The following is a 19,840-nucleotide window of genomic DNA, read 5'->3' as shown; positions in this document are numbered from 1 at the left end:
GATGAGGCTCCAGGGACGACCAGCCCGCTGGTGCAGCACCGTGAGGCCGCCGTTGGCCTGGTTGATGCTCACCCAGCGCCAGCCCGGGGCCTGCAGGGCCTCGCGGACCAGCCAGCCGATGACGAAGTTGTGCGTGATCAGCAACTCGTGATGGTCACCGCGCTTCGGTGACAGGAACTCGGCGGCGGCGTCCGCCATCTGCGCTTCGCCCGCCTCCACCTCGGCCTCCGTGATGGACCCGAAGAACGGGTCGAAGGCCGACGGGGTCTCCGGCGCGCGTCCGCTCGGGACACAGTCGAAGAGCAGGGACGAGGGCTCTGGTGTGACGGCCGGCATCCGCTCAGCGATGATCTGCGCGGTCTCCGCCGCGCGCTGCAACGGCGAATGCCACGCGGCCGTCATCGGCACCCCGCCGAGCCGTTCGGCGAGGAGCTGAGCCTGCCGCCGGCCACGTGCCGACAGCGGACCGTCCGGCAGACCGTGCTCCGCATGCTGTTGCTCGCCGTGTCTGACGAGATAGAGGTAATGGGACATTCAACGCACCCCCGCGATGATCGGAGCGAAGGTGTCCTCGTCGACGGCTCCGACCGCCGACACCGTGATGGGCTGCGCAGCGAGATGCTGCGCGAGCTGCTGGACCTCGTCCTGCCCGACGAGCTGGAGGCGACGGATGCTCTCGTCGAGGTCGATGAACTCGCCGAGCGTCAGCTCCGCCCGGCCGAGGCGACTCATGCGGGAGTCGGAGTCCTCCAGGGCGAGCGCCGAGGCGCCGCTCAGCTGGCCGAGGGCCCGCGACAGTTCATCGTCGGTCACACCGTGTTCGGCGAGTCGGTGGAGTTCTGCGAGCATGAGCTCGGCGACCGTCGCGGCCTTCGCCGTGGAGCAGGCGGCGGCGAGCCCGAAGACCCCCGCGTCCGAATAGCTGCCCGCGAAGGAGTACACGGAGTAGGCGAGGCCACGTCGTTCCCGGATCTCCTGGAACAGCCGGCTCGACATACCCCCGCCGAGGACGGAGTTGAGCATGCTCATGGCGAACCGTCGCTCGTCGCCCGCGATAAGTCCCTGTCCGCCGATCTGCAGATGGACCTGCTCCGTGGGTCGGTGCACCACCGACAGCGGTGGTCCGCCGAGGACGGACGCCGCCGCGAGCGTCCGTCGGGGCACCGGCGCGGCGACCGCGTCCGCAGGCCAACCGGCCTCCACGAGGGCCGCCGAGACCTGCGCGACGAGGGCGTCGTGGTCGACCGCACCGGCCGCCGTCACGACGACATCGTTCGCCCGGTAGTTGGCGCGGTAGTGCGCGAGGACGGCGTCCCGGCCCACCTCGATGATCGACTGCGGCCGACCGCCGATCGGACGCCCGAGTGGGTGCTCGCCGAGGACCCCCTCGAAGAAGCGCTCGTTGGCGACGTCCCCCGGGTCGTCGTCCATCATGGCGAGTTCCTCGAGGATGACGCCGCGTTCGTTCTCGAACTCCTCGGGGTCGAGCAGGGAGGAGGTCAGCATGTCGGTGATGACGTCGACCGCCATGGGCAGGTCTCGGTCGCGCACCTTCGCGTAGTAGCAGGTGTGCTCCTTGGCCGTCAGCGCGTTGTGCTCGCCGCCGACCGCGTCGAACGCGATCGCGATGTCGAGCGCCGACCGTTTGGCCGTGCCCTTGAACAGCAGGTGCTCGAGGAAGTGCGTCGACCCGAAGGTCGCCGGACGATCGGCGGTCGCCGGCTGTTCGTCACGGGACCCGACGGCCACCCAGTAGCCGATCGTGGCGCTGCGACTGCCCGGCATGTGCTCGGTCAGGATGCGCAGACCGTTGGGCAGGACCGTGCGTCGGACGAGGGCGTCCCCGGATGCGGTGAACGCGAGCTCGGGACGAGTGAGCGGAAAGTCGACGGCGGCGTTCATCGTCCCAACCATACGTCAGGTTCCCGGGCGTCGCGCGCCGGCGTCCGAGCCGGAGCGCCTCGGGAAGGCGTCAGCGCAGGCGTCCGGAGACACGGTCCAGTTCGAGGATCTGCCCGCGGCTCAACCGGACGTCCGCCGCCGCGATGAGCGAGTCGACGTGGGCCGGCTGTGAGGCGCTCGCGATCGGGGCGACGACGCCCGGACGTGACATGGCCCAGGCGAGGGCGGCCGAAGCGACGGAGCACCGGTTCTCCGCAGCGATCTCGTCGAGGACGTGCAGGACGCGGAGTCCGCGACGGTGGAGGTGCGTCGCGGCGCGGCTGCCGCGGGTGCTGGGATCGAGGTCGGACCGGCTCCGGTAGCGCCCCGTGAGGAAGCCGTTCGCGAGCGCGAAGTACGGCAGGACACCGAGGTGCTGCGCCGTCGCGACGAGCGCGAGGGTGCTCTCGTACGGTTCGCGGTGCATGAGGCTGTAGTGCGTCTCGAGGGCGACGAACTGGGTGAACCCGCTCGCCGAGAGGATCCGTGCCTCCATGAGCCGTTCCGGCGTCGTGTTCGAGGTGCCGAGGTACCGGACCTTGCCGCTCTCGATGAGCCAGTCGACCGTGCCGAGGCTGTCGGCGAGGGGCACGCTCGGGTCGTCGTCGTGGAAGGACAGCAGGTCGATGTGGTCGGTCTGCAGGCGCTCGAGGGCCGCTTCGACCGCCCGGATGATGCTCACCGAACCGAGACCGGGGTAATCCGGGTGGCGCCCGATCTTCGTCGCGACGACCATGTCGTCGCGGTTGCCGCGCTTGCGCATCCAGTTGCCGATGAGGATCTCACTGCGGCCGCCCGCGTAGCTGTCGGCGGTGTCGACCATGTTGCCGCCAGCGTCGTGGAAACGGTCGAGGATGTCCGTCGTCGTGTCCGGGTCGACCGTCCAGCCGAACACGCTGCCGCCCAGGACGACCGGGAAGACCGACAGCTCGGAGTCGCCGATCCTGCGCCTCGGCACGCCGTCGGCGTCGGCACCCTGGACGGGCGTCGGGAACGACGGGTGCGGGACCCGCTGCTCGGGTTGGGGTGCCGTGTCGTCGCCGACGCCCTCCCCGCTCAACAGCGAACTGCCACGGGTGCTCGACGAGCGCCAGAGGTGTGGCATCCCCTGCCCCTCTCTCGGTCCGACCGACCGATGACGCGCTGCACCGCCGGGTTCCGAGCGTTGCGCGAGGTGCCGGTGCTTGTCACCAGGCTAGAGGAGACGGGCGCCTTCCGCGGGACGACATCACGCCCGTGTGGCAACTGATTCGTAACGATTCCGGACGGTGCCGGATCACCGCCCGTCGACCGGGGTCCCGGCTCGCGCGAGGACCGAACGAGCGTGCCGCAGGAGGGGCTCGTCGATCATGCGCCCCTCGTGGCGGAACACCCCGCGCTCCCCCGCCGCGGCCTCGAGGAGCGACCTGGCCGCGGCCACCGTCCGGGCGTCGGGACGGTAGGCGGCACGGATCGTCGCGACCTGTCCCGGGTGGATACAGGCCGAGCCGACGAACCCGACGGCGGCGGCGTCCGCGGCCTCCGCCGCGAGCCCGGCGAGGTCGTCGAGGTCGAGGTGGACCGCATCGACGGCCACCACCCCGGCCGCTCCGGCGGCGAGCAGCACCGACGACCTCGCGTGGCGCACGACGTCGCGATAGCCGCCGTCGTCGCGGCGGCTGCTCGTACCGCCCAACGACGCGACGAGGTCCTCGGACCCCCACATGAGTCCGACCACCGACGGGTGTCCGGCGAGCGCCGGGGCGCGCACCACGCCGGCCGCGGTCTCGCAGAGCGCGAGGATGCGGACGCCGGGGATCGCGTCGGCGAGCTCGTCGAGCTGCGCCGTGGTCTCCGTCTTCGCCAGCATCACGGTCCGGTAGCGGGTGGACGAGACCGCGGCGACGTCGGAGGCGAACTCGTCCGTGCCGACCGGGTCGACGCGGACGATCGTCCGTGCGGGATCGAGCGGGTGCTCGACGATCGCCCGACGGGCAGCGGGTTTGTCGGCCGGCGCGACGGCGTCCTCGAGGTCGAGGATGACGGTGTCGGCGCGGTCTGCGGCCTTGGCGAACCGGTCGGGTCGGTCGGCGGGGACGAAGAGGATCGCCGGTCCCAGCGACAGGGATGCCGCGGTCATCGTGCGTCCAGGCGGCGGACGAGTGTCGTCCGGGTCGCGGTGGCGACGACGACACCGTCCTGGTTCCGTCCGGTGTGCACGAGCGTGACGAGCCCTTCCCCCGGTCGTGACGCCGACGGCCGCTTGGCTCGGACCAGTGTCTCGGCGTAGAGCGTGTCCCCATGGTGCATGGGCCGGGGGAAGGCGACCTCCGTGAAGCCGAGGTTGGCCACGATGGTGCCCTCCGTGAGCTGCGCCACCGAGAGTCCGACGATGGTCGAGAGGGTGAGCATCGAGTTCACGAGTCGCTCGCCGAAGGGTTGCGTGGCGGACCAGGCGGCGTCGAGGTGCAGCGACTGCCCGTTCATGGTGAGGGTCGAGAAGAGCACGTTGTCCGCTTCGGTGATGGTGCGTCCCGGTCGGTGGCGGTAGATCGTGCCGACCGCGAACTCCTCGAAGAACAGCCCGCGCTGCTCGACGACCGGGCCGGGACCGTCCTCGGGTCCGTCCTGCGGTGCACGTTCGTCCGTCATGGTCATCTCAGGACGCGAAGCCGAGTTCACGGGCGATGATCATGAGCTGCACCTCGGTGGTGCCCTCACCGATCTCGAGGATCTTCGAGTCGCGGTAGTGCCTCGCGACCGGGTTCTCGTTGAGGAACCCGTAGCCGCCGAAGATCTGGGTCGCGTCCCGCGCGTTGTCCATGGCGGCCTCCCCGGCGACCATCTTGGCGATGGAGGCCTCCATCTTGTACGGCGCTCCGCGGTGCATGCGCGAAGCGGCGTCGTAGTAGGCCTGCCTGGCGGTGTGGACCCGCGCCTGCATCTTCGCGATCCGGAAGGCGATCCACTGGTTGTCGCCGATCGGGCGCCCGAAGACGACCCGTTCCTTCGCGTAGCGGACGGCCTCCTCGAGGCAGCCCTGGGCCGCCCCCACCGCGAGGGCGGCGACCGCGATCCGTCCGCCGTCGAGCGCCGACAGGAAGTTGGCGTAGCCACGACCGCGCTCGCCCAGGAGGTTGGCCTCGGGGACCCGCACGTCGTCGAACACCAGGGGGTGCGTGTCCGAGGTGTGCCAGCCGACCTTGTCGTACGGGGGCAGCGCGGTGAAGCCGGACGTCGGTACCGGGACGAGGATGGAGGAGAGTTCCTTGGTCACCCGCCCGTCGGCGCGGGTCCGCTCCCCCGTGACCGCTGTGACCGTGACCAGCCGCGTGATCTCGCTGCCCGAGTTCGTGATGAACTGCTTCGTCCCGTTGATGACCCACTCCCCGTCGACCAGCTGCGCGGTGGTCTCGGTCGCGCCCGCGTCACTGCCGGCTCTGGCCTCCGTCAGCCCGAAGGCGGCGAGCGCCTTCCCGCTCGCGAGCTGCGGGATCCACTCCTCACGCTGTGCGTCGGTGCCGTACAGGTAGATGGGCATGGCGCCGAGTCCGACGCCGGCCTCGAGGGTGACGCCGATGCTCTGGTCGACACGTCCGAGCTGTTCGACGGCGAGACAGAGGGCGAAGTAGTCCATGCCGCCGCCGCCGAGCTCCTTCGGGAACGGGAGCCCGAAGAGTCCGAGCTCCCCCATCTGCGCGATGATGTCGTACGGCAGCCGTCGCTCGGTGTCGTACTGGTAGGCGGCGGGCGCGACGACCTCGTCGGCGAAGGCCTTCACCGTGTCGACGATCCGCTGGTGCTCCGGGCTGAGCTCGGTGTTCATACTGGTGCTCCGTTCGTGGGTGCTGCGACGGGGTCCGCGGCGATCGTCGCGACCGATTGGCGGGTGGCGACCGTGCCGCCCGTGGTGACATGGACGGTGACGACGCCGGCCGCGGGCGCGGTGAGGAGGTGCTCCATCTTCATCGCCTCGACGGTGACGAGCGGTTGTCCGACCGCGACGTCGTCGCCGCTCGCGACGTGGACGGCCGTGACAGTGCCGGGCATCGGGGTCCGGACGTCCGGCTCGACGGCGCCGGGTGCCGATGCGGCCCCCGCTGACGGCACCGCGTCGCGTGGGACGACCGCGACGACGCCGATGACGCCGTCGAGAGCGGTCCAGCGCTCGTCACCGATACGCATGGTCTCGAACGGGACACTGGTCCCGCCGTGCTCGAAGCGCCAGGCGCGGTCCGTCCGTGCGAGGACGGCCGCATGGACGGGTTCGGCCTCGGCGACCGTGACCCGGGCGTCGTCGCTCGGGCCGAGGACGTCCACCCGGACCCGGCGTCCGTCATCGGTCCGCAGATGGACCCGCGACGGCGCGGCACCGCTGAGCCGCCAGCCTCCGGCGTCGGACCACGGCGTGCCGAGCGTGCCGGCGCGATCGGCCAGGGCGACGGCGCGGTCGTCCAGTTCGGCGAGCGCCGCCGCCGCCAGGGCACGGTCGTCCGGTGCGGTCACCGGCGACTCGGCGAGGAGTTCGGCGATGAGACCGGTGTGCAGGCGTCCCTCGACCACCTCCGTATCGGTGACGAGGCGGCGCAGGAAGCCGAGGTTCGTCCGGACGCCGAACACGATCGTCGCCGCGAGAGCCGCGTCGAGTCGACGCAGGGCCGATTCGCGGTCCGGTGCCCAACACACGATCTTCGCCAGCATGGGGTCGTACCAGGGTCCGACGAACTGCCCCTCCGCGATGCCGCCGTCCACCCGGACGCCGGGCCCAGAGGGCAGGTGGACCCGTTCGAGCACCCCGGTCTGCGGCAGGAAGCCGCTCGCCGGGTCCTCGGCGTACAGCCGGGCCTCCACCGCGTGACCGGTGAGCACGATGTCGTCCTGGGTGAGCTCGAGTGGTTGTCCCGCGGCGACACGCACCTGCCACTCCACGAGGTCGAGACCCGTGACGAGCTCGGTGACCGGATGCTCCACCTGCAGCCGGGTGTTCATCTCGAGGAAGGCGAACTCGTCCGGCCGGTCGTCGGCGACGAGGAACTCGACCGTGCCGACGCCCCGGTACCCCACACTCCGTGCGACGGTGCAGGCGGCCTCACCGAGCCGTGCCCGCTGACCGGCGTCGATGCGGGGCGACGGCGACTCCTCGACGACCTTCTGGTGTCGACGCTGGAGCGAGCACTCGCGTTCGCCGAGATGGAGGACGGTCCCGTGGGCGTCGGCGAGCACCTGCACCTCGATGTGCCGGGGCCTCGTGACGAACCGTTCGAGGAGCAGCGTCGGGTCACCGAAGGCGGCTTGGGCGACCCGATGAGCCGAGGCGATCGCAGCGGACAGCTCCTCGGCGCGCTCCACCACCTGCATGCCCTTGCCACCGCCGCCGCCCGCCGGCTTGACGATGAGCGGGAACCCGATCGCGATGCCGGCCGCGGCGAGCGCGTCGTCGTCGAGCGAGGGATCGGCGACGCCCTCGATGATCGGCACCCCTCGGGCGGCGACGTGGTCCTTGGCCCGGATCTTGTCCCCCATGAGCTCGAGCGCCCGTTCGTCGGGTCCGATGAAGACGATCCCGGCTGCGGCGAGCGCCCGTGCGAGGGCCGGTTGCTCGGACAGGAAGCCGTAGCCGGGGTGCACCGCCTCCGCTCCGGTCGCCAGGGCGGCGCCGACGACGGCTGCGACGTCGAGGTAGCTCTCGGAGGCGACCGCCGGTCCGATCCGGACCGCACGGTCGGCGAGGCGGACGTGCGGGGCGTCACGGTCCGCGTCGCTGTAGACGGCGACGCTCTCGACACCCATGGCTCGGAGGCTGCGGATGACGCGGCAGGCGATCTCTCCGCGGTTCGCGACGAGCACGGTCCGGAACGGGCGCTCGAGCAGGGTGCCCGGGCGGTTCGACGTCTCGGTCATGGTGCCGTCACATCCTGAAGAGGCCGAAGCCGGGGTCGGGGAGCGGGGCCCGGGAACACACCTCGAGCGCGAGTCCGAGGACGGTGCGGGTCTGCGTGGGGTCGATGATGCCGTCGTCCCACAGCCTCGCCGTCGAGTAGTACGGGTTCCCCTGCTCCTCGAAGTCGGCGAGGATCGGCGCCCGGAACGCCGCCTCGGCCTCGGTCGTCCACTCCTCGCCTCTGGCCTCCAGCTGATCGCGCTTGACGGTCGCGAGGACGCTCGCCGCCTGCGGTCCGCCCATGACCGAGATCCGTGACCCCGGCCACATCCAGAGGAAGCGCGGGTCGTAGGCGCGACCGCACATGGAGTAGTTCCCGGCGCCGAAGGAACCGCCGATCACGACCGTGAGCTTCGGCACCCGGGTGGTCGCGACAGCGGTCACCATCTTCGCGCCGTGTTTCGCGATCCCGCCCGCCTCGGCGTCGCTGCCCACCATGAACCCGGAGAGGTTCTGCAGGAACAGCAGCGGGATGCCCCGTTGGTCCGCCAGTTCGATGAAGTGCGCACCCTTCAGCGCGGACTCGCTGAAGAGCACCCCGTTGTTGGCGACGATGGCGACGGGGTGGCCGTGCAGGTGCGCGAACCCGGTGACGAGGGTGTCGCCGTACTCACGTTTGAACTCGGAGAACTCGCTGCCGTCGACCAGGCGTGCGATCACTTCGCGGACGTCGTAGGCGGTCTGCAATTCCACCGGGACGACGCCGTACAACTCCGACTCGGGCACGGCGGGCGGGACGCTCTGACGGACCGCCCAGGCTCGCTCGTGCGGTGGCGGGAGGGTCGCCACCGCCTCCCGGAGGATGTCGAGCGCGTGGGCGTCGTCGTCCGCGAGATGGTCGGTGACCCCCGAGACCCGCGCGTGGAGTGCTCCCCCGCCGAGTTCCTCCGGGGTCACGACTTCGCCGATCGCCGCCTTCACGAGCGGCGGGCCTCCGAGGAAGATCGTGCCCTGTCCGCGGACGATGACGTTCTCGTCGCTCATCGCCGGCACGTACGCACCGCCGGCGGTACAGGAGCCGAGCACGGCGGCGAGCTGTGGGATACCGGCCGCCGACATCCGCGCCTGGTTGAAGAAGATGCGTCCGAAGTGGTCGCGATCGGGGAACACCTCGTCCTGCCTCGGCAGGTTCGCGCCGCCGGAGTCGACGAGGTAGAGGCAGGGAAGCCGGTTGGCGGCGGCGATCTCCTGCGCCCGCAGGTGCTTCTTGACCGTCATCGGGAAGTAGGAGCCGCCCTTCGCGGTCGCGTCGTTCGAGACGACGAGCACGTGCCGGCCGTGGACGAGTCCGATCCCGGCGATGACGCCTGCGCCGGGACTGGCCCCGTCGTACATCCCGTCGGCCGCGAGCGGCGCGATCTCCAGGAAGGGGCTGCCCTCGTCGAGCAGACGGTCCACACGCTCCCTGGGCAGCAGCTTCCCGCGGGCGACGTGGCGGGCCCGCGACGAGGCGGGACCGCCGATCGCGGTCGTCGCGAGCCGCTCCGTGAGCGTCCGTGACAGCGCGCGTTGCGCGGCCTCCTGATCCCGGAATCGTGCTGCGGTGGGATCCGCGCTGCTCGTGAGCTTGGACACTCCGGCTCCTGTCGTCGTCGACGGTGTGGGAATTCAGTTACTGAACACTCACTGAAACAGAGGTTACGCTTCATTCACTGAAAATGTCCACCCCGCGGAGGCCCGATGTCGAACCACGAGCCGTCGTCGTCGCCCACCACACGCGTCGGACGCTCGGAGGCCAAGGCGGCCCGCCGGGCGGCCCTCCTCCGGTCGGCGGCCGGACTCTTCGCCGAGCGCGGCTTCTCCGGGGTGTCGATGGAGGACCTCGGCGCCGCGGTGGGCATGAGCGGGCCCGCCGTCTACCGCCACTTCGTCAGCAAGCAGGCGGTGCTCGCCGCGCTCCTCGTCGGGGTGAGTCAGGACCTCCTGGACGGAGGGACGGCCGAGGTCGAACGGTCTCCGGATGCCGGGCAGGCGCTGCACGCGCTCGTGTCCTTCCACGTGGCCTTCGCCCTCGAACACCCGGACGTCATCCGCATCCAGGACCACGATCTCGACAGCCTCGCCCCCGACGACCGTCGCACCGTCCGCACCCTGCAACGCCGGTACGTCGAACGGTGGGTGGACGTGTTGCACGCCCTGCACCCGTCCACCTCCACAGCAGCCCTCCGGATCCGGGCCCTCGCGGGCTTCGGTCTCATCAACTCCACGCCGCACAGCGCCTCGCTCGGGCGGAACGACGCCGGGGCGGTCGACCGGGACGCGATGCGCTCGACCCTCGAGCGGATGGCCGTCGCGGCACTGAGCACCCCCTGAACCGGCCGCCCGGCCTCAGTCGGAGAGCACCGACAACACGTTGCCCGCCGGGTCGGTGAACCAGGCGATGTCCGGCCCGTTCCCGCGCATGATGCCCTTCGGGTCGGTCGGGAGCTGCTCGTCCGGGTAGAGCTTCGTCACCACGCCGCGCGCGTTCAGCTCGTCGACCGCCGCATCGATGTCCGCGACTGCGAAGTTGAGGACGGTGAAGGACGCCGGCACGTGGTCGGGCTTGCCGTAGACGAGGACCGACCCGCCCGCGGGGAGCGACAGGTCGAGGAACCCCATCGCGTTGTCGGCGACGGAGAGGCCGAGGACATCGCGGTAGAACGACCTGGCCGCGTCGATGTCGTCGACCGAGAATCCACTGAAGACATCCGTGTACGAGACCATGAGCCGCTCCTCCGCTTCGATGTGTACACTGTGCACAATGCCACGTCCCGCGCGATCCGTCCAGAGCGGCGCGACAGAATGGAACCCATGAGCGTTCCCGCACCGGCACGAAGCACCTACCGGCACGGCGATCTCCGCCAGGCGTTGCTCGAGGCCGGCGTCGAGATGGCCAGACAGGGCGGACCCGACGCCGTCGTGCTGCGGGAGGCGACCCGACGCGCCGGCGTCTCACCGAACGCCGCCTACCGCCACTTCGCCGACCGCGACGCACTCGTCCAGGCCGTCTCCGACACCGCGCAGGGACTCGCCGCCGACCGCATGGCCACCGCCCTCGAGGCCGTGGAACCGACGGGTTCCGCCCCCGCGGACGCGCGGCTGCGACTGCGCGCGGTCGGCACCGGCTACCTGCAATTCGCGCGCGAGGAGCCAGGCCTCTTCCGGGCGGCCTTCTCGGTGCCGCACGACTTGAACGAGGCGATGAGCGTCGGCAAACGGGGCGCCTCCGGCCAGACCCCCTTCCAGACCCTGGCCGGCGTGCTCGACGAACTCGCCGAGACGGGCGTGCTCCCGCCCGCACGACGACCAGGCGCAGAACTCCTCGCCTGGTCGTCGGTGCACGGACTCGGCATGCTCATCATCGACGGCCCGCTCAGAGGCCTCGACGAGGCGACCGTCGAGTTCGCGACGGAACACCTGCTGGACCTCGTCGACCGCGGCATCTGAGCGCCGCCCGACGATCACACCATCGTCAGCACCATGGCGGGATCGGCGAGCATCGTCCCGAGGTCGACGAGGAACCGCGACCCCTGCTCCCCGTCGATGAGCCGGTGGTCGAACGACAGCGACAGCGTCACGACCTGCCGCAACGCGACCTGCCCCTCGAACTCCCACGGGAGACGACGGACCGCACCGAGGGCGATGATCGCCGCCTCCCCCGGGTTGAGGATGGGCGTCCCCGCGTCGACACCGAAGACACCGACGTTGGAGATCGTGATCGTGCCACCACGCAACTCGGCCGGGGTGGTCCGGCCCTCCCGCGCCGTCCGGACGAGGCTCGACACGGCGTCGGCGAGATCGAACAGGCTGAGCTCGTCCGCGCGCGCGATGTTGGGCACGAGGAGTCCTCTCGGGGTGGCCGCGGCGATCCCGAGTCCGACATGCGCGTACTCGACGATCTCGCCCGCCGCCTCGTCCCAGCTTGCGTTGACCGCCGGCGTGCGTCTGACGGCGATGCACACCGCCTTGGCGAGGACCGTGAGGATGTTGACCCGGTGGTCGCCGGTTCGGGGCGAGTGGGCGAGCGCGTCCAGCAACGTCATCGTCGGCGTCACGTCGACGGTCAGGAACTCCGTCACGTGCGGTGCCGTGAACGCGCTGCTCACCATGGCCTCCGCGGTTCGTCGTCGCACCCCGGTGATCGGTCGCCGGACGGAGCCGTCATCCGACACCGTGACGCGTGTCGGTACGACCGGGGACGACCCCGACGAAGCGCCCGCCGCCAGCTCCACCTCCTCCCTGAGGACCCGGCCTCCGACGCCGGTGCCGACGAGGCTGCCGAGGTCGACTCCGAGATCGCGGGCGAGCCGACGGACCGGCGGTGTCGCGCGCGGACGCGTCGCCGGACGGGGAGCGGAGACGACGATCGGGTCGTCGGCCGACGCCCTGGCGCGCCGCCGCGGCCGCTCCCCGCTCGACGTCCGCGGGCCGTAGCCGACGAGGACGGGCTCGCGATCCCCGGCCGGGGACGAACGGTCGACCGCCGGCGCTTCGGACCCGGGTTCCGGCGAGCTGCTTTCCCCGTCCGGAGCGAAGTCGACGAGCGCCTCACCGACGAGCACGGTCGTCCCCGGTTCGACATGGAGACGGGTGACCACGCCCGCGGTCGGTGCCGGCAGTTCCACGAGCGCCTTCGCGGTCTCGACCTCGGCGATCACCTGGTTGAGGTCGACGTGGTCGCCGACGGCGACGCGCCAGGAGACGAGTTCGCTCTCGGTGAGTCCTTCGCCGAGGTCGGGCAGGGAGAAGCGCTTCATCGTCGTCCCTCCTCGTCCGTCGTCGCAGCGGTCCGCGCCGCGGCCCGACCGGTGGACGACGGCACCGACGACCGGCGCCCCATCGCCCGGTCCACGCCGTCGAGGATGCGGTCGAGGTCCGGGAGGAAATGGTCCTCGAGGGCCGACGCCGGGTAGGGCGTGTCGAATCCCGTCACCCGCACCGGGGCCTCCTCGAGCACGTCGAAGCAGCGTTCCGTGATCGTCGCTGCCAGTTCGGCACCGATCCCGCCGGAGCGCTGCGCCTCGTGGGCGACGACGAGCCGTCCGGTCTTCTCGACGGACGCCACGACGGCGTCGACGTCGATCGGGGCGAGGGAGCGCAGGTCGATCACCTCGAGGTCGACACCCTCGTCCGCTGCCGCCTCCGCGGCGTCGAGCGCGGTCTGCACGAGCGGTCCGTAGGCGACCAGGGTCGCGTCACGGCCCGAGCGGACGGTCCGAGCGTGCGTGAAGGCCAGCGGATCGGTCGGCAGGTCCTCGAGCACCTCACCCTTCGTCCAGTACCGCCGTTTCGGCTCGAAGAACAGCACCGGATCGTCACAGGCGATCGCCTGGCGGATCATCGTGTGCGCGTCCTGCGGGTCCGAGCAGGTGACCACCCGGAGGCCGGCCGTATGGGCGAAGTACGCCTCGGGCGACTCGGAGTGGTGCTCGACCGCGCCGATGCCCCCGCCGTAGGGGACCCGGATGGTGACGGGCATCCGCACGGCCCCGCGCGTGCGGTAGTGCAGCTTGGCCAACTGCGCCACGATCTGGTCGAACCCCGGGTAGATGAACCCGTCGAACTGGATCTCGCACACCGGCCGGAAACCACGGAAGGCGAGTCCGACGGCCGCACCGATGATCGCCGACTCCGCGAGCGGCATGTCGATGACGCGGTCGGCCCCGAACTCGGCCTGCAGGCCGTCCGTGACCCGGAACACGCCGCCGAGACGGCCGATGTCCTCGCCGAGGAGGAGGACGCGGTCGTCGTCGGCGAGGGCATGGTGGAGACCGGTGTTGATCGCCTTGCTCAGGGTCAGCGTCGTCATCGCACGCCTCCTGTTCCGTCGGCGCCGTCGAACGACTCGAGGTAGGAGCGGTACTCGTCCCGTTGGCGTTCGAGGACCGGATGCGGCGTCGTGTAGACCTCGTCGAACACGGAGAGCGGATCCGGCGCCTGCAGCGCGAGACACCCGGCACGGACCCGTGCGGCGGCATCGTCGGCGACCCGGGCCACCCGTGCACGAGCCGACTCGTCGAGGACCCCGGCCGCGTCGAGCAACCGTTCCACCCGGACGATGGGGTCCTTCGCCCGCCACGAGGCCACCTCGGCCTCGTCGCGATACCGGGTCGGGTCGTCGGAGGTGGTGTGCGGCCCCATCCGGTACGTCACAGCCTCGATGAAGGTCGGGCCGCCGCCGGAGCGGGCACGGTCCACCGCGATGCGCATCGCCGCAGTGACGGCCAGCACGTCGTTGCCGTCGACGCGCATGCTCGGCACACCGAACCCCGGCGCCCGCTCCGCGATGGGGCGCTGCGCCTGCAGCCCCACCGGCTCGGAGATCGCGTACTGGTTGTTCTGGCAGACGAAGACGACGGGTGCACGGAAGCTCGCGGCCAGGACGAGGGCCTCGCTGACGTCGCCCTGACTCGTGGCACCGTCACCGAAGTAGGCGACGGCGACGGCATCCGCGCCGTCGCGCTGGCAGCCCATGGCGTAGCCCGTCGCATGCAGCGTCTGCGCGCCGATGATGACGGCGGGTGTCGCCATCCCGACCTCGTACGGGTCCCAGCCCGAGAGGGCCGTCCCGCGCCACATGGCCATCAATTGGTCGAGTTCGACGCCACGGCAGTAGGCGACCGCCTGCTCGCGATAGCTCGTGAAGACGAAGTCGTCCGGCCGCAGGACGCGGGCCGAGCCGACCTGCGCCGCCTCCTGCCCGAGCAACGGCGGCCAGAGGCCGATCTCCCCCTGTCGCTGCAGGGCGGTCGCCTCGGTGTCGATCCGGCGGCTGACCACCATGTCCTCGTACAGACCGAGGAGCTCGTCCGGCCCGAGGTCGGCGACGAAGAGGTCGTAGAGTGCGTCCTCCCGGCGGTGTCCGTCAGGATCGATCAGCTGGACGAGGTCCGACGGGCCTGGGCCCCGGACCGCCTGATCCTCCGGAGACCTGTCGCGTGCATCACCTCCCGCTCCGTCCGGATCCTGCGGGAATTGGGTGTGAGTCTCCATCGACACGATGCACGCCGCCTTGAGTTCGGTGACCGCACGGCGGTGCCTCGTGAGCGGTGCCGTGCCCTCGCGTCATCGCGAGGTGGTCCGAGGCTACGCCGGATCGTCGCGCCCCTCAACCGTCGACACTCCCACCGACGGCAGAACGCCCGCCCCGCATGAGCGGGACGGGCGTTCTGTCGGTACGGGGTCGATCAGCCTTCGGCGGGAGCCTCAGGGCCTTCGCTGGCAGCGTCGCTACCGTGCGTGTCGGCCTCGTCGGCGACGACCGGAGCGAGCGACAGCTTGCCGCGGTCGTCGATCTTCGTGATCTCCACGAGGATCTTCTGGCCGACGCCGAGCACGTCTTCGACGTTCTCCACACGCTTGCCACCGGCGAGCTTGCGGACCTCGGAGATGTGCAGCAGGCCGTCCTTGCCCGGGAGCAGCGAGACGAACGCGCCGAACGCGGCGATCTTGACGACGGTTCCGAGGAACTGTTCGCCGACCTCCGGGTTGGTCGGGTTGGCGATCGCGTTGACCTGGGCGCGAGCGGCCTCGGCCGACGGACCGTCGACAGCGCCGATGTACACGGTGCCGTCCTCCTCGATGGAGATGTCGGCGCCGGTCTCGTCCTGGATGGAGTTGATCGTCTTGCCCTTCGGGCCGATCAGCTCACCGATCTTGTCGACGGGGATCTGGACGCTGATGACGCGAGGCGCGGTCGGCGCCATCTCGTCGGGAGCGTCGATCGCCGCGTTCAGCACGGAGAGGATCGTGGTGCGGGCGTCCTTGGCCTGCTGGAGCGCACCGGTCAGGACCGAGGTCGGGATGCCGTCGAGCTTCGTGTCGAGCTGGATGGCCGTGACGAACTCGGAGGTACCGGCGACCTTGAAGTCCATGTCGCCCAGGGCGTCTTCGGCGCCGAGGATGTCGGTGAGGGCCGCGTAGCGGGTCTCGCCGTCGACGACGTCGGAGATGAGGCCCATGGCGATACCGGCGACGGGTGCGCGCAGCGGCACACCGGCGTTCAGCAGCGACAGGGTCGAGGCGCAGACGGAACCCATCGAGGTGGAACCGTTGGACCCGAGGGCCTCGGAGACCTGACGGATCGCGTAGGGGAACTCCTCGCGGCTCGGCAGCACCGGCACGAGGGCGCGCTCGGCGAGGAAGCCGTGCCCGATCTCGCGACGCTTCGGCGAACCGACCCGGCCGGTCTCACCGGTCGAGTAGGGCGGGAAGTTGTAGTGGTGCAGGTAGCGCTTCTTCGTGACCGGGGACAGCGAGTCGATCTGCTGCTCCATCTTCAGCATGTTCAGCGTGGTGACACCCAGGATCTGGGTCTCGCCGCGCTGGAAGATCGCGGAACCGTGGACGCGCGGGATGACCTGCACCTCGGCGTCGAGCGGACGGATGTCGGTCAGGCCACGGCCATCGATGCGGATGCCCTCGCGGAGCACACGGCCACGCATGACGACCTTCGAGACGGACTTGTACGCGGCGGAGAACTGCGCGAGCACCTCGGCGTCGAGCGAACCGGCCTCGACGCGCTCGGCGATGGTCGCCTTGACGCGATCCTTGAGGGCGTCGTCGGCGTTCTGGCGCTCGATCTTGTCGGCGATCTGGTAGACGTTCACGAGCTCGTCGTGAGCGAGACCGGCGACGGCGTCGTAGCTCTCCTGCGTGTACGGGAGGAACACGGGGTAGGCCGCGATCTCCTTGGCCGCCTGGGCGGCGAGTTCGCTCTGCGCCTTCACGAGCTGCTTGAGGAACGGCTTGGAGGCCTCGAGACCGGCGGCGACGACCGCCTCGTCGGGCTTCGTGGCGCCGCCCTTGATGAGGTTCCAGCTGTTCTCGGTGGCCTCGGCCTCGACCATCATGATCGCGACGTCTTCGTTGCCGTTGGCGTCCGTCACGATACGACCGGCGACGATGATGTCGAAGACGGCCTCCTCGAGCTGGTCGACCTTCGGGAACGCGACCCACTGGTCGGCCTCGCCGGCCTGGCCGGGGATGAGCGCGAGACGGACGGCACCGATCGGGCCGGAGAACGGCAGGCCCGAGATCTGGGTGGACATCGACGCGGCGTTGATGGCCAGGGCGTCGTAGAACTCACCCGGAGCGATCGAGAGGACGGTGATGACGATCTGGACCTCGTTGCGGAGGCCGGTCACGAACGACGGGCGCAGCGGCCGGTCGATGAGGCGGCAGACGAGGATCGCCTCGGTCGAGGGGCGGCCCTCACGACGGAAGAACGAACCGGGGATCTTGCCGGCGGCGTAGGAGCGCTCCTCGACGTCCACCGTGAGGGGGAAGAAGTCGAAGTTGTCCTTGGGGTGCTTTCCGGCCGAGGTGGCCGAGAGGAGCATGGTCTCCTCGTCGAGGTACGCGGCGATCGCGCCCTGTGCCTGCTGCGCGAGGCGGCCGGCTTCGAACCGGACCGTGCGCTTGCCGAACTTGCCGTTGTCGAGAACGGCCTCGGCGAACTTGATTTCTGGACCTTCCACAGGTCTCTCCTTCGTACGTGTGCGCTCCCGTCGAGTGACGGGCCGCGCGCCCCGAATGGACGCGCCGTCGAGCGCGGTCGTGCATGATGCAGCGCGCAACGCAGCCGCAGTACTTGCTCAAGCCGCCCGGTCTTCCGGGACTTGGCTGGCCACCAGTAGAACACCACCCGCGGATCGCGAGGGATACACCACCGAGGACCAGCTTCCTGTCGGCTGGCTCTGCGCGCGGCGGACCTGTGACGGTCCACCGTGGACGAGCCTAGCAGAGGGGCCCTCCTGGAAGCCCGGCACGACACGGATACTCAGGTGACGGGCGGGCATCCGCCGGGCCCGGCCGCCCGGCGGTTCCGCCGGTCGAGTCCCCAGGACGCCACCAGCAGCACCATGGCGACGGCAGCCCCGATGAGGGTGTCGAGGACCCGCTCCCCCACCACCGCGAGGACCGGCGACCGTGACGAGGACGTGCTGATGACGAGGACGAGCGGCGTGATGAACACGAGCGCCAGGGCGTAATGCCGGATCACCACGAGCTCGATGGTGAACTGCAGCGCCGCCAACACCAGGGCGAGCACGTAGCCGTGCGGTTCGAGTGAGGCGACGAGCAGGAAGACCCCGGCGCCGACCAGGGTCCCGAGCACCCGGTGGACGCCGCGGGTCGCGCTCAGGGTGCGGGAATGCCCGACACTCAGGATGGCGACGGCGGAACCCGCGATCCAGTACCCGTGCCCGAGGCCGAGCAGGTATCCGAGGAGCGCGCTGCACGCCAGGGCCACGGTCAACCGGACGGCGACCCTGCGGTCCGACGGGCTGAGGCGGTACTCCGGGAACAGGACCCGCATCGGGGTCGGCTTCCCGGCGGCCCGGCGGACGCCCGGCACGAGGAGCGGTACCACGACGACGAGGATGGCGAAGAGCGATCCGGCGGCCACGAGGGTGATCACGAGTCGCCCGTCGATCCCGGCACCGCCGATCGCCGTCGGTGCGCTCAGATGCCCGGCGATGCCGAACACCAGGATGAAGAACAGCGCCCCCGGCGGGCCGAGCACGATCCCCTGGACGAGCCAGACCGCGGCCGCCCCGACGACGAGCAACCCGAGCGCGGTCAGCGGACGGGAGCCGGACAGCGAGACGCCGAGCGCCGAGGCGAGGACGAGCGCGACACCGATGAGTGGCAGCACCCGGAGGCGGTCGCGTCGACTGAGGGGGACGCAGTACAGCGCCGTGAACGCGCCGAGCCCGGCGAGCAGCCCGAGCGAGGTCGCGCCGGCGGCCGTGGCGACGGCGACCGGGACGGCCATCGAGATCGCGGCCGTCAGGGCGGCCGGCCATCGCTTGGGTGACGGCGCGAAGGAGATGAGGGAGGTCTTCAGACCACGTTCGGCCATCTCGTCCTCCCCTCCGCGTGCAACCCTGCAACGCTATGCCATTCAGCGGCAGCTCGCGGAGCCCGGCCGTGGCGCGAGCAGCCTCCGGCTACGCTGGAGCGGACCCCAGGAGGTGACGTTGACGCATCCCGCGCCGGCAGCCGCTCGCCCGAAGCGACGCGTCCCGTTCTGGGACAACGCCCGCTTCGCCTGCATCACGCTCGTGGTGATGGGCCACGCGGTCCAGCGGCTGACCTCCGAGTCCGACCCCGCACTCGTCGTCTACTTGTTCCTGTACGCCTTCCACATGCCGGCGTTCGCGATCGTCAGCGGGTACTTCTCGAAGTCCTCCCCTCCCGGGCGTCGGCAGATGCGTCGGGTGATCACGGACATCCTGCTGCCGTACCTCATCATGGAGGGCGTCTGGTCACTCGTGCAGTTCCTCGTCGAGGGCAAGCGCGCGTTCAACCCGACGCAGCCGTCCTGGACGCTGTGGTTCCTCCTCGCGCTCGGCATCTTCCGGCTCGTCCTGCCGTACCTGGCACTCCTCCGGTGGCCGCTGCTGTGGAGCGTCCTCATCTCGATCGGCGTCGGGTACCTCGACAACGTCGACAGCACGTTCTCGCTGTCCCGAGCGCTCGGGATCCTGCCGTTCTTCGTGCTCGGGTGGCAGGTCAACCGGTGGCGACTCGTGGACCGCTGGCACCTCGTGCGCGCGAAGACGTGGTGGGTCCGCATCGTGGCCGCCGTCGTGCTCGTCGTCTGGGCCGTCGTCCTGGTCGTGGGCATCGACCTGTGGCGGCGCATCGACCTCCGCTACTGGTTCTTCTACGACCGGGGCTACACCGCGCTCGGGAACGAGGACGGCACGGGCGGCCTGGTCCGACTCGCGGCGATCCTCCTCGCCGTGGTCCTCACCGCCGCGTTCTTCGTGCTCGTCCCCCGCCGCCATGCGTGGATCACGCGGTACGGCCAGTCGACGATGTACGTCTACCTCCTGCACTCCTTCGTGCTCTACCCGCTCCGCGAATCGGGCGTCCTCAAGGACACCGTCAACCCCGAGCTCGTCCTCGTCGGCCTCCTGGTGCTGTCGGTCGTGATCGTGATCGTGCTGTCCAGTGCGCCGGTCAGACGGATCACCCGCCCCCTCATCG

17 protein-coding genes are annotated in these 19,840 nt (G+C 70.5%); 3 read left to right on the top strand and 14 right to left on the bottom strand.

All coding sequences use genetic code 11. The features are described from left to right. The 8 genes from ASE44_RS18300 to ASE44_RS16480 all read right to left on the bottom strand — a co-directional run. Positions 1 to 534, bottom strand: a 534-nt coding sequence (locus ASE44_RS18300; RefSeq protein ID WP_082456189.1) for a histidine phosphatase family protein, incomplete at its 3' end; no start/stop codon positions are given. After that, complete coding sequence (locus ASE44_RS16510) at positions 535 to 1,902, bottom strand: pitrilysin family protein (RefSeq protein ID WP_056012169.1); 1,368 nt, start codon at positions 1,900 to 1,902, stop codon at positions 535 to 537. It abuts the gene before it with no gap. 70 nt (positions 1,903 to 1,972) lie between these two features. Next, positions 1,973 to 3,046: an aldo/keto reductase gene (locus tag ASE44_RS16505; protein ID WP_082456165.1), complete on the bottom strand. Its 1,074-nt coding sequence runs from the start codon at positions 3,044 to 3,046 to the stop codon at positions 1,973 to 1,975. Between the two features lie 171 nt (positions 3,047 to 3,217). After that, positions 3,218 to 4,060 (bottom strand): CoA ester lyase, encoded by an 843-nt coding sequence (locus ASE44_RS16500; protein WP_056781896.1) that lies wholly within the window; start codon positions 4,058 to 4,060, stop codon positions 3,218 to 3,220. Next, positions 4,057 to 4,572 carry a MaoC family dehydratase gene (locus ASE44_RS16495; RefSeq protein ID WP_056013371.1) on the bottom strand — a complete coding sequence of 172 codons (516 nt, stop codon included), beginning with the start codon at positions 4,570 to 4,572 and terminating at the stop codon, positions 4,057 to 4,059. The genes ASE44_RS16500 and ASE44_RS16495 overlap by 4 nt, the downstream gene beginning before the upstream one ends. 7 nt (positions 4,573 to 4,579) lie before the next feature. Further along, positions 4,580 to 5,746, bottom strand: a complete 1,167-nt coding sequence (locus tag ASE44_RS16490; RefSeq protein ID WP_056781894.1) for an acyl-CoA dehydrogenase family protein — start codon at positions 5,744 to 5,746, stop codon at positions 4,580 to 4,582. Next, positions 5,743 to 7,821 carry a biotin carboxylase N-terminal domain-containing protein gene (locus ASE44_RS16485; RefSeq protein ID WP_056781891.1) on the bottom strand — a complete coding sequence of 693 codons (2,079 nt, stop codon included), beginning with the start codon at positions 7,819 to 7,821 and terminating at the stop codon, positions 5,743 to 5,745. The genes ASE44_RS16490 and ASE44_RS16485 overlap by 4 nt, the downstream gene beginning before the upstream one ends. 7 nt (positions 7,822 to 7,828) lie before the next feature. Continuing rightward, positions 7,829 to 9,436, bottom strand: coding sequence for a carboxyl transferase domain-containing protein (locus ASE44_RS16480; RefSeq protein ID WP_056781889.1), 1,608 nt, complete (start codon positions 9,434 to 9,436; stop codon positions 7,829 to 7,831). 105 nt (positions 9,437 to 9,541) lie between these two features. On the opposite strand from ASE44_RS16480, the gene ASE44_RS16475 reads away from it, so the two are divergent. After that, the gene (locus ASE44_RS16475; protein WP_056781887.1) at positions 9,542 to 10,174 is read left to right on the top strand and encodes a TetR/AcrR family transcriptional regulator; all 633 of its coding nucleotides are present in this window, start codon (positions 9,542 to 9,544) and stop codon (positions 10,172 to 10,174) included. Between the two features lie 15 nt (positions 10,175 to 10,189). Here the strand turns inward: ASE44_RS16475 and ASE44_RS16470 are convergent, their stop codons facing one another. After that, a complete protein-coding gene (locus ASE44_RS16470) occupies positions 10,190 to 10,567 on the bottom strand; it encodes a VOC family protein (protein WP_056012186.1) in 378 nt (125 codons plus the stop codon). An 87-nt stretch (positions 10,568 to 10,654) separates the two neighbouring features. Between ASE44_RS16470 and ASE44_RS16465 the strand changes: the two genes are divergently transcribed. Next, entirely contained in the window at positions 10,655 to 11,290 is a 636-nt protein-coding gene (locus ASE44_RS16465) for a TetR/AcrR family transcriptional regulator (RefSeq protein ID WP_200921137.1), read from the top strand. Positions 11,291 to 11,304: 14 nt separating this feature from the next. Here ASE44_RS16465 and ASE44_RS16460 read toward each other — a convergent pair whose 3' ends face one another. The 5 genes from ASE44_RS16460 to ASE44_RS16440 form a co-directional block, all read right to left on the bottom strand. Further along, positions 11,305 to 12,600: a dihydrolipoamide acetyltransferase family protein gene (locus ASE44_RS16460; RefSeq protein ID WP_056781884.1), complete on the bottom strand. Its 1,296-nt coding sequence runs from the start codon at positions 12,598 to 12,600 to the stop codon at positions 11,305 to 11,307. Further along, positions 12,597 to 13,652 (bottom strand): alpha-ketoacid dehydrogenase subunit beta, encoded by a 1,056-nt coding sequence (locus ASE44_RS16455; protein ID WP_056012193.1) that lies wholly within the window; start codon positions 13,650 to 13,652, stop codon positions 12,597 to 12,599. The genes ASE44_RS16460 and ASE44_RS16455 overlap by 4 nt, the downstream gene beginning before the upstream one ends. Further along, entirely contained in the window at positions 13,649 to 14,836 is a 1,188-nt protein-coding gene (pdhA, locus tag ASE44_RS16450) for a pyruvate dehydrogenase (acetyl-transferring) E1 component subunit alpha (protein WP_082456163.1), read from the bottom strand. Before pdhA ends, ASE44_RS16455 begins: the two co-directional genes overlap by 4 nt. A 194-nt stretch (positions 14,837 to 15,030) precedes the next feature. Then, entirely contained in the window at positions 15,031 to 17,322 is a 2,292-nt protein-coding gene (locus ASE44_RS16445) for a polyribonucleotide nucleotidyltransferase (protein WP_056012195.1), read from the bottom strand. Between the two features lie 302 nt (positions 17,323 to 17,624). Next, entirely contained in the window at positions 17,625 to 18,707 is a 1,083-nt protein-coding gene (locus tag ASE44_RS16440; protein ID WP_056781882.1) for an FUSC family protein, read from the bottom strand. A 118-nt stretch (positions 18,708 to 18,825) separates the two neighbouring features. Between ASE44_RS16440 and ASE44_RS16435 the strand changes: the two genes are divergently transcribed. Further along, on the top strand, positions 18,826 to 19,840 hold a 1,015-nt coding region (locus tag ASE44_RS16435), incomplete at its 3' end, for an acyltransferase family protein (RefSeq protein WP_235522671.1).

The organism is Plantibacter sp. Leaf1, assembly GCF_001421315.1.
Taxonomy (GTDB): Bacteria; Actinomycetota; Actinomycetes; order Actinomycetales; family Microbacteriaceae; genus Plantibacter.
The sequence above is the reverse complement of the archived record's forward strand: the minus strand, read 5'-3'. Positions and strand labels throughout refer to the sequence as shown.